This is a genomic window from Streptomyces sp. NPDC051109, from assembly GCF_044455885.1.
Classification (GTDB): domain Bacteria; phylum Actinomycetota; class Actinomycetes; order Streptomycetales; family Streptomycetaceae; genus Streptomyces.
Window position 1 is genome coordinate 491269 of record NZ_JBITFF010000001.1, and the last position, 13842, is coordinate 505110.

Genomic DNA, 13842 nt, shown 5'->3' on the forward strand with positions numbered 1-13842 from the left:
CGCCGCGGCCACCCCGCCGCACTCACCCCGGCCCGGTCAGAGCTCCGGCGATCGCCCGGCCGGTCGGCGCCGCCGTCAGGTAGGGCCGTACGTCGTGCGCCCGAGCCCCGTTGTGGATGGACAGGTCCCGCACGCGCTCCCCGAAGCGCGGCCCGAGCTCCTTGGCCAGCGCCACGACGTCGCCCCGGTCGGCGACGTTGATCCACTGCCGCACGGGCGCGGGCCAGCGGCCCAGCCCTTCGACCGGCTCCGGCCGGAGCCGGTCGAAGATCAGGTTCCGTACGCCGAGCGGGGATCCCAGGGTCACCAGCGACAGGCCCGGGCGGTCCGGGCCCGCGCACAGGGTCTCGTACGCGACGACCGAGCCGAGGGAGTGCGCGACGACCACCTCGGTCCGGTCGGTGACGGCCGCGGCGAGCCGCCCCTGGATCTCACCGCGCAGCTCGGGCTCGGTGAAGTACCGCCGGACCTGGCGGACGGCGCCGATCATCAGGCGTTCGCCGATCCCGGCGAAGAAGGCGGAGTGGCTGAGCGCGTCCAGGGCCCGCTGGACCAGGTGGGGGGTGCGCAGCCGCGTGCGGTCGCCCGGTCCGGAGACCCGGGTCTCCAGGGTGGCGGCGTGCTCCCACCACCGGAGCAGGAGTTCGCGCTCGATCCCGTCCTCGACGTCGCCCGCGTCGAGCTCGGGGGTACCGAGGCCGCGGTGGCCGGCGGGTCGGAAGAGGTCTCCGTAGAAGGCCATCGAGACGTCCTCGCGGGGGACGCCCGGGTGCCCGGCGAGGGTGAGGCCGTCGGCGAGCGCGGGGCACCACTCGGTGAGCAGGGTCTCGGGGCCCAGGACCTCCTGGGCGATGCCGTGGACGAGGACGATACGGCTCACGGGCGGACCTCCGTCAGGCTGAGGGCGACGACGCCCATGTCGGTGGCGACGCAGACGCGTCCCGCGGGGTCGACGGCGAACCCGTTGATGCCGCTGCCGATGTGGATCTCCGTCGTCCAGAGGCCCGGGCGGCCCATGTCCCAGACCCGCATCAGACCGTGCTGGTCGGCGGCGATGAGCGTGTCGACGCCTCGGACGTCCATGACGCGGATGGCGCCGACCGCGGAGGAGAACGGCGCCAGCTCGGTGCGCAACCGCCAGCCGCCGCCCGCGCGCGCGTGGACGCGGAGGCTGCCGTCCCCCGCTCCGGTGACCACGAGGTCCTCACCCGCCGCCCGGGCCAGTTCGAGTCCGGTGGCGCCGAGCTCGTGGCCGCCGAGCGGTTCGGCGAGCGGGCGTCCCGTCTCCAGGTCCCAGAGCCGGACGGTCCCGTCGTAGGAGCAGCTGGCGACGGTGTGCGTCCCGCCGACGAGAGCGGTCCGCAGCCCGGCGATGTGGGAGGTGTGGCCGGTCATGGGGACGCCGAGCGGCGACTGGGTCCCCAGGTCCCAGGCGTGCAGGGCGTAGTCGTCGGAGACCGAGACCACGATCGGACGGTCGCCCAGCGCGTACGTTTCGGCCCGGAACGAGGTGCCGGGCCGCTTCACCACCCGACGGCGCGGCTCCAGCGTCCACACGTCGGTGTACATCCAGCTGCTCCGCACCACCACGGTGTCCCCGCCCAGGCGGGCCGCGGCGACATGGCTGAGGGCCAGCGTCTCGAACGTGAGCTGCGGCGCCACCTGCCGGCCGTCCGCCAGGTCGTGCATGCGGACGGCGCCGTCGAGCCCTCCCGTCACGACGAGGTCGCGGCCGCCCGGCTCACCGGGGACGATGTCGGCGGACACCAGGGTCTGTTCCACTCCGCACAGCGGCTCTCCGATCGGGTGCAGGGCGGCGAGGTCCCAGACCCGCACGTCCAGGGAGCCGGCGGTGATGACGACGGGCACCCCGTCCGCACGGCCGAAGACCGGAGGGGTGTCGGCGCCGAGGGGGCCGCGCGAGCAGAACACGTCCAGGGGCGGTCCGAGGGGCTCTCCCGTCTCCACGTTCCAGATCCGCACCGCGTTGTCGAGGCCGCTGGTGGCGAGGACCGGAGCGCCCCCGATCTGCCCGAGGGCGCCCGCCACCACGAATCCGGTGTGGCCGCGGAAGGGTCCCGCCACCGGCTTCCCGTCGGCCACGTCGTGGACGTGCACGTTGTTCCCCGCGAGCGAGGCCAGGACGACGGCGCGCGAGCGGTGGAAGGCCACCCCCACGATCCGGGCGGACAGCGTCAGGTCCATGACCTCGAAGTGGGCCCGCCGCCGGGCGGCCGGAGCGGACCCGTCACCCGTGAGCTGCCACAGGTAGGCGTGGCCCAGGGAGGTGGAGAGCACGATCTCCATCCCCCGCCCCGCGCGGCGCACGGACAGGCGCCGGATCCCGCCCACGTGACCGGCCAGCGGGAGGCCCACGGGCGTACCGGTAGCGGCGTCCCAGACCCGGGCGGTGCCGTCCTCGCTCCCGCTGACCACGACCGACCTGCCGTCCAGCTCTCCGAAGGCCAGGCAGCGCACCGCGTTGGTGTGCCCGGCCAACACCAGGCCCGCGCCGGGACCGCGCAGCGGGTCCCACAGGCGGACGGTGGTGTCGGAACCGCCCGTGGCCACCCTCGGGCGGGCGTGGACCATCTCGCAGGCCACCGCCGTGACCTGCCCCGTGTGGCCCTCCATCGGGGCGCCGAGCTGCTCACGGGTGTGCAGGTCCCAGACCCGGGCCGTGCCGTCCTCGCTCCCCGTGACGGCCAAGGGCCGGCCGGGTCCCGCACAGAAGGCGGTGGCGCAGACGGGCCGGGTGTGGCCCTCCGGTGGCTGGTCCGCCGTCAGGTCCCAGATCCGGGCCGTCCGGTCGTCGCCGACCGTGACGGCGAGCGCGGCCTCGCCGTGGTGGGCCAGCGCCGCCCCCCTGATGTCCTCCACGTGGCCGCGCAGCTGGTGGGCGAGCGGTTGCAGGGTGCGCAGGTCCCACACGCGGGCGCTGCGCGTGCCGCTGGTCAACGCCACCGGCCTGCCCCCGAGTACGCCGACCGAAGCCGAGAACACCCCGCTGCGGGTGATGTGGACGTGTGCCATGACAGGCTCACCGATCTGGCGGCGCTCGGCGAGGTCCCAGCGGCTGAGCATGCCCGCCTCGTCGCCGACCAGCGCCACGGTCCGGCCGTCCAGCTCCGTCGCGCACACCGCCGTGACCGCCATGGCGGGGCCGATCAGCGGGCTGCCGTCGAGGCGGGCGTCGCCGCCGTCGAGGATGCCGGAGAGGTCCCACACGTGGACGGCCTTGTCCTCGCCGCCGGTGACGGCGATGGGGCGGCCGTCGAGCTCGCCCAGGTCGGCGGCGCGCACGGAACGCCGGTGGGCGCTGAGGTCGCGGCCGAGCTGGCGGCGTTCGACCAGGTCCCAGACTCGCGCGGTGCCGTCCGCGCTCGCTGTGAGCACCACCGGGTGCCCGCGCACCGTGCCGACCACGATCGACTCGACGCGGTTGGTGTGGCCCGTGAGCGGCGCACCGTACTCCTGGCCGGCCGAAAGGTCCCAGACGCGGACGACCCCGTCGTCACCTCCCGTCAACGCCACCGTGTAGTCGCCCAGTTCGCCGATGGCGATCGCGCTCACCGCGATCCCGACCGGCAGCGGGTCCCCGATCCGGCGCTGCGCCTGGAGGTCCCAGACGAGGGCCGTACGGTCCACGCTCCCGGTGACGGCGATGGGGCGGCCGTCGAGGAGGCCCACCGCCACGCAGACCACCGTACGGGTGTGCCCGGCCAGCAGCCGGTGGACCCCGCTCATCGACCACCAGGCCCAGCGCGCCGACCAGGGCCGCATGACGGCGAGCTCCTCGACCTGGTCGGCGAGCCGGTCCGCCCCGCAACGCCGGGCGGAAAGCTGGAGGTCGGCCGCGCGTTCACCGAGCGGGCGGTCGGCAGTGAGCCGGTGGGCCACCTGTTCGTACGCGCCCCGGATCCGGCGGGCCCCCTCCCCCTCGATGGTGGCGAACGCGCGCAGCAGCGACAGGGGTTCGCCGGCCAGCAGGAAGCCGGGGTCCTCGACCAGTTCGGCCAGCCGCCCCGCCTCGGCGGCGTGCGTGGCCAGGTGCTGGCGTACGTAGGCCACCGCGGCGAACCAGTCCGGACGCCCCTCGGCCGCCCCGGGGACCAGCGACCTCAGGGCGTCCACCACCGACTGCTGGATCTCGGCGGGCGGCCGGTCCGCGGTGGCGCGCAGGTGCTCGGCCAGGGCCTTGTGGTACAGCCGGTACACCGAGCGCCGGTCGTCGTCCACGACCTCCGCGATGTAGGCCTCGGCGACGTCGAGCAGCCAGCTGACGTCCTGTTCCTCGCAGGGCACCCCGGAGATCACCGAACTCAGCGCGGTCCACACCCGGCCGCGGGGCAGCCCCTTGCCCTCGGAGAAGGCCAGCGCCAGCAGCATCCGCCGGACCCGCGGCTCGTCGGGGCCGAAGCGGGCCAGGTAGTCGTCGAAGGCCTCGCCGACCTCGCTGGGCAGCGCCTCGGCCCAGCCCGGCTTCGTGATGTCGACGGCGGTCTCGTCGGAGCGCAGCGTACGGGCGGTGGTGCGGGCGTACAGGTACACGCCGGCGGCCTTGTCGGCCACGCCGCGCGCCACCGCGCGGGCCAGTTCGGGACGGCCGCGGTAGGGGGTGCGTACGTCGGCCTCCTCGGCGGCGAGCAGCACGCGGGCCACGTACCCGGTGACGTCCTCGTGCCCGGCCCGGTACTCCTCGCGGTCCAGGTCCAGGCAGACGAAGGTGGGTCCGAGCGGGGTGACCAGCTCGTGCCGGGTGCCGACGAGGAGGCGCACCCCCTGGATCTCCGACATCGGGCGCAGCAGCTCGCGCGTGATCCGGCGGGGTTCGCCGTGGCCGCCGGCGTCCGCCGCGGTGTCGGATCCGGCCTCGTCCACGGCGTCGACGACGATGATCAGCGGCGGCCCCTGGCGCCCCCGCCGCGTGAGTTCCTGCAGCAGGGCGGCCGCGCCGTCGGCCTCGGTGCCGAGCGCCGCGGCGATCCGGTCCACGATCTCTTCGAGGCGTTTGTGGCGGGCGTGCACGGCGGCGGTGACACAGCCCTCGGGGACGACGGTGCGCGGATCCCCGCCCGTGAGGTCCAGCCGGGCCCGGTACGCCGGGTCGGAGAGGGCGACGATCCGGCCGAGGACGGCGGACTTGCCGCATCCCGGGCTGCCGGTGACGACCCGGCCCCGGCAGTCGCCGTCGGCGGCGGTCAGCCAGCCCACCAGCTCGGACAGCACGCTCACCCGGCCGCTGAAGTAGAGGCCCTGCTCGGACTCGAACTCCACGCCGCGCGAGCGGGGGCCGAAATGCTCGGTGAGGTCGCGGGCGACGACGCGGCGCTGGACCTCCAGATCGGTGCCGAGCGGCGGTAACTCCTCGCGGTAGCCGGAGTTGGCGAGGAAGGGGGCGAGGCCGGTGACCAGGCCGCTGGCCAGTTCGGCGCGCTGGCCGCGGCCGTCGGCCTCGAAGCGTTCGTTGACGGCCTTCACGAGCTCGGTCAGGTCGAGGTACTGCTGGCGCTGCCCGGTGCGTTCGGTGGTGGTCGTGATCGCGTCGCCGAGCGCGGTCGCGAAGGCCCCGTCGTCGGCGACGTCCTTGCGGCGGGCCGAGGCGAGGAACCAGAGGCCGGCGGAGGCGTCGGAGGCCGAGCCCCGGTACACGATGCTCTGGAGCGCGACGGCGGAGGCGTCCGCGCTGCCCGCACCGGCGGAACAGGTGTCGAGGATCAGCAGCAGGTGGCGCAGGCCGCCCTTGCACAGGATGCGGACGAGGTCCTCGGTGGCCAGGGCCGTGGCGGCGAGGTCGGCTTCCTGCGAGTCCCAGCAGAGCAGGTAGTGCCGGTCGCGCTCCTCGACGGCGCCGTGGCCCGCGAAGTAGACCACGACGACGTCCTCACCCGTGAGGCCGGTGTCTGCGGACCAGTGGCGGAGCTTCTGGCGCAGCTGTTCGGCTCCGTCGTACTCGCCGAGTCCGGAGAGGACCGCGTCGTAGCCGAAGGACGCGAAGAGCGCCGACACGTCACGGATGTCGGACGGGACGGAGGCGAGTTGCTCCCCGGGGGGAAGGTGCAGGTACCTGCCGCTGCCCATGCCGATGAAGAATCGTCGCCCCACCCAGCCGCCCCCGCCGCTCGCCGCAGTCGCCCCTGACGTCCCCCGACCTTAGCGAGCGCTCCGCGCTCGCGCAGGGCCATCGGGCGGTCGGGAAGATCCCGCCGGGTCCCCGAGTTGGTAGAACCGTGAACGATTTCATGCGGGATGCGGCGGACGTCGACGTGGTGGTCGTCGGGGGCGGCCAGGCGGGGCTGTCCAGTGCGTACCACCTGGCCCGGGCCGGGATCGGGTACGTGGTGCTCGACCACGCACCGCGGCCCGGCGGCGCGTGGCAGTTCCGCTGGCCCTCGCTGACGTACGGCAAGGTGCACGGGATGCACGCGCTGCCCGGCATGGAGCTCACGGACGCCGACCCGCTGCGGCCGTCCTCGGCGGTGATCGGGGAGTACTTCGCGGCGTACGAGGAGCGGTTCGGGCTGCGCGTGCGGCGGCCCGTGGACGTCACGGCGGTACGGGACGGGGGCGACGGGCGGCTGCGGGTGGAGTCGCCGGCCGGGATCTGGACCGCGCGGGCGCTGGTCAACGCGACCGGGACCTGGGACCGGCCGTTCTGGCCGCGCTACCCGGGCCAGGAGGCCTTCCGGGGCCGCCAGCTGCACACCGCGAACTATCCGGGCCCCCAGGAGTTCACCGGGGCCCGGGTCGTCGTGGTGGGCGGCGGCACCTCGGCGGTGCAGCACCTGCTGGAGATCGCCGAGGTGGCGGCGGAGACCACCTGGGTGACCCGCCGGCCCCCGGTCTTCCGCGACGGGGGTTTCGGTGAGGCCGAGGGCCGGGCCGCGGTGGCCCTGGTCGACGAGCGGGTGCGCCGGGGGCTGCCGCCGCAGAGCGTGGTGAGCGTGACCGGGCTCCCGCTGAACGAGGCGGTCCGGGCGGGGCTGGCCTCGGGGGTGCTGGAGCGACGGCCGGTGTTCGAGCGGATCACGGCGACGGGGGTCGCCTGGGCGGACGGGCGGCGGGTGGAGGCCGATGTGATCCTGTGGGCCACCGGCTTCCGGGCCGCCATCGAGCACCTGGCCCCGCTGCACCTGCGCGAGCCCGGTGGCGGGATCCGCGTCGAGGGCACGCGCGCGGTCCGTGACGAGCGGATCCACCTGGTCGGCTACGGCCCGTCGGCGTCGACGATCGGCGCCAACCGCGCCGGCGGCGCCGCGGTCCGCGAGATACGCCGCCTGCTGGCCCGCGGCACGGACGACACGGACCGTACGGAGGACCCCGTCGAACCGGACGACACTGTCGAACCGGCCGCCGTCCGCTCCGCCTGGACGGCCTAACCGGCGCGGGAGCCCGCCCGGACGTGCCCGGCGGCGGCCTCGCGGGTCCCCGGTCCCGGCGCCGTCCCCGTCCCCGGCCCCGCGCTCGCACCGGCACCGGCACCGGCACCGGCCCGGATCCGGTTGAACTCGGCGACGTGCTTCTCGTGCTCCTCGTACGTCGCCGAGAAGCGGGTGTCGCCCGGCTTCACGGTGACGAAGAACAGCCAGTCGCCGGGCGTCGGCGCGACGGCCGCGGCCATGGCCTCAAGGCCCGGGCTGTCGATCGGCGTCGGCGGGAGCCCCTGGCGCTCGTAGGTGTTGAAGGGGCTGTCGATCCGCGTCTCGCTCAGCTTGGTGTCCACCGTGCTGCGGCCCAGCGCGTAGTTGATGGTGGAGTCCATCTGGAGGGGCATCGACCGCGCCAGCCGGTTGTGCACCACCCGCGCGACCTTGCCCCGGTCGCTGCGGGATTCGGCTTCCGCCTCGATGATGCTGGCGAGCGTGGCCGTCTGGTACGGGGTCATGCCGTGCGCCTTGGAGCCGTCGGCGACGGCCCTGGTCGCCAGCTTCCGGTTGGCCGTGTCCACCATGTACGCGAGCAGGGCGGCCGGCGTGGAGTCGGAGGTCACCGGATACGTCGCCGGGAACAGGAAGCCCTCCGGGTTGCCCTTCGCCTCCGGGGGCAGGGCCAGTCCCGCCGTGGGGACCGCCGCCTTGGTGGATCCGGCCGGGAGCTTCAGCGCGCGGTCGATCGCGGCGTACACCTGCGGTGCCCGCCAGCCCTCCGGGATGGTCAACTGGCGCGGCTCCTCGGGGGCTTGCGTGCTCCGCAGCAGTGGGAGCAGAGCGGCCGCACCGATGGCGAGCAGCATGCCGAGGAAGAGCGCCAGACGGCCCCGCCGAGTAAGCCGGGAGCGACGCCGTGGCGGCTGGTACTCATGGCGCATGCGGGCACGCTAACCCGCGAAACGGCACATTCCCGGCACCACACCCGCACCCCGGTCATACGATCACACGTTTACCGGTGCGGGTTGTGCGACCTTCTCCGGCACGAGCGCGGCTTCCCGGTCCCGCCGGACCAGGGCCGCGTACCGGCCGCCCGCCTGCAGCAGTTCCTCGTGCGTACCGCGTTCGGCGATGCGGCCCTTGTCCAGGACGACGATCTGGTCGGCGTCGCGGACGGTGGAGAGCCGGTGCGCGATGGTGATCGTGGTGCGGCCTTGGGAGAGGTTGTCGATGGCCCGCTGCACGGCATGCTCGGTGCGGGTGTCGAGCGCGCTGGTGGCCTCGTCGAGGATGAGCACCGGCGGGTCGCGCAGGATGGTGCGGGCGATGGCGAGGCGCTGCTTCTCGCCTCCGGAGAAGCGGTAGCCGCGCTCGCCGACCAGGGTGTCGTACCCGTCGGGCAGGGATTCGATGTGCTCGTGGATCTGGGCCGCGCGGGCCGCCTCGGCTATCTCCTCGTCGGTGGCGTCCGGCTTGGCGAAGCGGAGGTTGTCGGCGACCGAGGCGTGGAAGAGGTAGGTCTCCTGGGAGACCACGCCGATGGAGCGGGCCAGCGAGTCGAAGTCGAGATCGCGGACGTCCACCCCGTCGAGGGCGACCCGGCCGCCGGTCACGTCGTAGAGCCGGGGCACGAGGTAGCTCAGCGTGCTCTTGCCGGAGCCGGTCGGGCCGACCACGGCGAGCGAGCCGCCGGCCGGGACGGTGATGTCGATCCCCGTCAGCGTGGGGCCGTGCTTGGCGTCGTACGCGAAGTGCACGTCCTCCAGCCGGACCTCGCCCCTGGCACGGTCCAGCCGTACCGCGTCCGCGCGCTCGGTGATGTCCACCGGCAGGTCGAGGTACTCGAAGATGCGGCCGAACAGGGCGAGCGAGGTCTGGATCTGCACGCCGGTCGACAGGAGGCTCACGGCAGGCCGGAACAGGCCCTGCTGGAGCGTGACGAAGGCGACGAGGGTGCCGACCGACAGCGAGGGGGCGCCCGACTGGAGGGCTATGCCGGCGGCCCAGTAGATCAGCGCGGGCATGGCGGCCATGACGATGCCGATGGTCGACATCCGCCAGCGCCCGGCCATGCTGGAGCGCACCTCAAGACCGACGAGCTTCTCGGACTCGTCGGAGAAGGACCGGGTCAGCGAGTCCGCGCGGCCCATGGTGCGGCCGAGCAGGATGCCGCTCACCGACAGCGACTCGGTGACCGTCGCCGCCATGGCGGCCATCTGCTTCTGTCGCTGCAGGGTGATCTTCTTGCGTTCGCGGCCCACGCGCCGGCTGATCCACACGAACAGGGGCAGCAGGAGCAGCGAGACGAGGGTGAGCCGCCAGTCGAGCGCGAGCATCGCGACGATGGAGGCGATCACGGCCGTCAGGTTGGAGACGAGGGAGGTGGCGGTGGAGGTGACGGTCGCCTGCATGCCGCCGATGTCGTTGGCTATGCGGGACTGCACCTCGCCGGTCCGGGTGCGGGTGAAGAAGGCCAGCGGCATCCGCTGGAGCTGGGCGTACACCGCGGTGCGCAGGTCGTGCATGACGCGCTGGCCGACGGTGGTGGAGATCAGGGTCTGGAGCACGCCGAAGACGCTGGTGACGACGGCGATGAGGATCATGCCGAACGCGAGCAGGCTCAGCAGCCCGGTGCGCCCCTGCGGGATGGCGACGTCCAGGATCTCCTTCAGCAGGAACGGAGAGGCCACCGCTACCAGGGAGGAGGCGCAGACGAGCAGCCCCACGACGGCGAGGCGGCCGCGGTAGGGGCGGAACAGGCCCACGATCCGGCGCAGCTCGCGCGGCCGCTCCGCCGGGGCGGGGCGGTTGGGGTCGAGGGCTTCTTTCGATGGGATCCATTTCGGCTCTTCGGGGCGCATGGGCCTCCTTCTGGCGGGACCTGGCTGTGTACGAGACTTGCGAGACTCGAATGAGCATAGCTCATTGTTACCTATGCTCACAATGAATGTGGTCCTGGTACTGTTTCCCAGTATGAGGACCGCTTCCGAAACCGACAGCACGGACGGCGTGCTCGCCGAGCAGCTGCTGCGGCTGACCCGCCGGCTCCACCGGATCCAGAAGCACCACCTGGAACCGCTCGGCATCACCCCCGCCCAGAGCCGGCTGCTGCGCCTCGTCTCGCATTACGACGGCGACCGGCCGCCCCGCATGGCGGACCTCGCCGCCCGTCTGGAAGTCGTGCCCCGCGCGGTGACCACGCTGGTGGACGGCCTGGAGGCCGCCGAATGCGTGCGCCGCGCGCCCGATCCGGCGAACCGGCGGGTCATAAGGATCGAGCTGACCGACACGGGCCGCGCCACGCTGCGCCGGCTGCGCAACGCGCGAACCGACGCGGCAGAGGAGATCCTGGCTCCGTTGACCGCCGAGCAGCGCGAGGTGCTCGGCGGCCTGCTGAACGCTCTGACGGACGCCCCGACGGAGCACGGCTGCTGAGAGGGCCGTCCCGGTGCCGCAGAGGGTTCCGCGGATTGGGCCGAACGAGTAGGCAAGGGGTCGCGCATGCCGCTGCTGGAACCGAGGCCCGGAGCCCTGCGGCCGCACGGCATCGGGGGCCCCGCCCCCGACCGGGTCCCCGACCACCGCGCCGCCGGCACCCCGGAGCCGCTGCGCACCGAGCTGACGGAGCTGCTGGGCGCCGAGAAGGTGCTCTGGAAGATCTCCGACCTGGTCCGCTACGCCTCCGACGCCTCGCCGTACCGGTTCGTGCCGCAGGTGGTGGTGGTCGCCGAGGACGTCGACGACGTGTCCGCGGTCCTCTCGTACGCGCACGGCCGCGGGCGCGAGGTCGTCTTCCGCGCCGCCGGGACCTCGCTGAACGGCCAGGCCCAGGGCGAGGACGTCCTGGTCGACGTACGCCGCCACTGGGCCGGAATCGAGGTGCTGGAGGAGGGCCGCCGCGCCCGGATCCGGCCCGGCACCACCGTGGCGCGGGCCAATGCCGCCCTCGCGCGGCACGGCCGTGTCCTCGGCCCCGACCCGGCGAGCGCCATCGCCTGCACGCTCGGCGGGGTCGTCGCCAACAACGCGTCCGGCATGACGGCGGGGACCACGAGGAACTCGTACCGCACCCTCTCCTCGCTCACCTTCGTGCTGCCCGGCGGGACCGTCGTGGACACCGCCGATCCACAGGCGGACGAGGAGCTGGCGCGCGCGGAACCGGCGCTGTGCCGCGGGCTGCTGGAGATCAAGCGCGAGATCGAGGCCGATCCGGAGCTCGTCGCGCGGATCCGGACCAAGTACGAGATCAAGAACACCACCGGCTACCGCCTCGACGCCTACCTGGACGGCGCCACCCCCGTCGAGATCCTGCGCGGCCTGATGGTCGGCTCGGAGGGCACGCTCGGCTTCATCGCCGAGGTCGTCTTCGACACCGTGCCGCTGGACCGCGAGCTCACCAGCGCGCTGCTCTTCTTCCCCTCGCTGCCCGCCGCGGCGGCCGCCGTACCGCTGTTCAACGAGGCGGGCGCCCGCGCCGTGGAGGTGATGGACGGCAACACCCTGCGCGCCTCGGTCAACGTCGAGGGCGTGCCCGCCGACTGGGCCGGGCTGCCGAAGGACACCACCGCACTGCTGGTGGAGTTCCGCGCCCCGGACGAGGCGGGCCGCGCGGAGTACGAACGCCGCGCCGCCGAGGTCCTCGCGGGCCTGGACCTGGTCGCTCCGGCGGCCTCGATCACCAACGCGTTCACCCGCGACGCGAAGACGGTCAACGGGTACTGGAAGGCCCGCAGGGCCTTCGTCACCGCCGTCGGCGGAGCCCGCGCCCCCGGCACCACCCTGATCACCGAGGACTTCGCGGTGCCGCCCTCCCGGCTGGCCGAGGCCTGCGAGGCGCTCCTCACGCTCCAGGCCGAGCACGGCTTCGACGCGGCCGTCGCCGGCCACGCGGCCCACGGCAACCTGCACTTCCTGCTCGCCTTCGACGCGGCGAAGCCCGCGGACGTCGAGCGGTACGCGGCGTTCATGGAGGCCTTCTGCCGGCTGACGGTCGAGCGGTTCGACGGCTCGCTGAAGGCCGAGCACTCCACCGGCCGCAACATGGCCCCCTTCCTGGAACTGGAGTGGGGGCGCAAGGCCACCGAGCTGATGTGGCGGACGAAGCGGGTCGTCGACCCGGACGGGCTGCTCGCCCCGCGCATCCTCCTCGACCGCGACCCGGCGGCCCATCTGCGCGGGCTGAAGACGATCCCCCGGGTGGAGGCGGTGGCCGACCCCTGCATCGAGTGCGGTTTCTGCGAACCGACCTGCCCCAGCGAGGGCCTGACGACCACGCCGCGCCAACGGATCGTGCTGCGCCGGGAGATGATGCGCCAGCAGCCCGGCTCACAGGTGCTGGACGGACTCCTCGACTCCTACGGCTACGACGCCGTGGACACCTGCGCGGGTGACTCCACCTGCAAGCTGGCCTGCCCCGTCGGCATCGACACGGGCGCGCTGATGCGGGACTTCCGCCACCGCCGGCACAGCCCGCGCGAGGAGCGCGCCGCCGAGCTCGCCGCGCAGCGGTTCAAGGCCGTGGAGGGCTCCGCCCGGCTGGCCCTGGCCGCCGCCGACAAGGTGGTCGGCCTGATGGGTGCCCGGGCCGGCGACCGGCTGCTGGGGGCCGTCACCGGGGTCGCGCGCAAGGCCGTACGCCCCGACCTGGTTCCGCAGTGGCTGCCGCAGCTGCCCGGCGCCGCCGCCGGGAAGCCGCCCCGGACCGAGAGGGTGGGCGCGGCAGCCGTGTACTACCCGGCCTGTGTGAACCGGATCTTCGGCGGCCCGAAGGGCCGGACCGGCCCCTCGTTGCCCGAGGCCGTGGTGGCGGTGTCGGAGCGGGCCGGGAAGCCGGTGTGGATCCCCGGCGACGTGGCGGGCACCTGCTGCGCGACGATCTGGCACTCGAAGGGCTACGACGCCGGCAACCGGGTGATGGCCAACCGGATCGTGGAGGCCGCCTGGGGCTGGACCGCCGGCGGGCGGCTGCCGCTGGTGGTCGACGCCTCCTCCTGCACGCTGGGCGTCGCGCACGAGGTGGTCCCGTACCTGACGGACGACAACCGGGCCCTGCACGCGGAGCTGACGGTCGTCGACTCCGTCGTGTGGGCGGCGGACGAACTGCTCCCGCACCTGGAGGTCCGGCGCACGGTGGGGTCGGCCGTGCTCCATCCGACCTGCTCGATGCACCACTTGGGCGACGTGACCCAGCTGCGGGCGGTGGCCGAGGCCTGTGCGGCGGAGGTGGTGGTTCCGGACGATGCGGGCTGCTGTGCCTTCGCGGGCGACCGGGGCATGCTGCATCCGGAACTGACGGCCTCGGCGACGGAGCGCGAGGCGGCCGAGGTGGCCCCGCGCCCGTTCGACGCGCATCTGTCGGCCAACCGGATGTGCGAGGTGGGCATGGACCGGGCCACCGGGCGCAGTTACCACTCGGCGCTGCTGGAACTGGAGTGGGCGACCCGCCCGTGAGCCGGCGGTCCGCGGCCCGGTGCGC

The 13842-nt window shown here is 73.9% G+C and carries 7 protein-coding genes; 3 read left to right on the forward strand and 4 right to left on the reverse strand.

The window, feature by feature from the left end:
* Positions 1–22: 22 nt before the first annotated feature.
* A complete protein-coding gene (locus ACIBAD_RS02100; RefSeq protein WP_134068232.1) occupies positions 23–880 on the reverse strand; it encodes a hypothetical protein in 858 nt (285 codons plus the stop codon).
* Positions 877–6081: a caspase family protein gene (locus tag ACIBAD_RS02105; RefSeq protein WP_398903764.1), complete on the reverse strand. Its 5205-nt coding sequence runs from the start codon at positions 6079–6081 to the stop codon at positions 877–879. Before ACIBAD_RS02105 ends, ACIBAD_RS02100 begins: the two co-directional genes overlap by 4 nt.
* A 161-nt stretch (positions 6082–6242) precedes the next feature.
* Here ACIBAD_RS02105 and ACIBAD_RS02110 point away from each other — a divergent pair, with 161 nt between their 5' ends.
* Complete coding sequence (locus ACIBAD_RS02110; protein WP_134074089.1) at positions 6243–7379, forward strand: FAD-dependent oxidoreductase; 1137 nt, start codon at positions 6243–6245, stop codon at positions 7377–7379.
* Here the strand turns inward: ACIBAD_RS02110 and mltG are convergent.
* Positions 7376–8308, reverse strand: coding sequence for an endolytic transglycosylase MltG (gene mltG / locus ACIBAD_RS02115; protein ID WP_134068234.1), 933 nt, complete (start codon positions 8306–8308; stop codon positions 7376–7378). The two genes, ACIBAD_RS02110 and mltG, sit on opposite strands and share 4 nt — an antisense overlap.
* 63 nt (positions 8309–8371) lie before the next feature.
* Positions 8372–10228 carry an ABC transporter ATP-binding protein gene (locus ACIBAD_RS02120; RefSeq protein ID WP_134068235.1) on the reverse strand — a complete coding sequence of 619 codons (1857 nt, stop codon included), beginning with the start codon at positions 10226–10228 and terminating at the stop codon, positions 8372–8374.
* A gap of 112 nt (positions 10229–10340) precedes the next feature.
* Here ACIBAD_RS02120 and ACIBAD_RS02125 point away from each other — a divergent pair, with 112 nt between their 5' ends.
* Positions 10341–10802, forward strand: a complete 462-nt coding sequence (locus ACIBAD_RS02125) for a MarR family transcriptional regulator (RefSeq protein WP_134068236.1) — start codon at positions 10341–10343, stop codon at positions 10800–10802.
* A 66-nt stretch (positions 10803–10868) separates the two neighbouring features.
* Entirely contained in the window at positions 10869–13817 is a 2949-nt protein-coding gene (locus ACIBAD_RS02130) for an FAD-binding and (Fe-S)-binding domain-containing protein (RefSeq protein ID WP_398903768.1), read from the forward strand.
* Positions 13818–13842 lie beyond the last annotated feature (25 nt).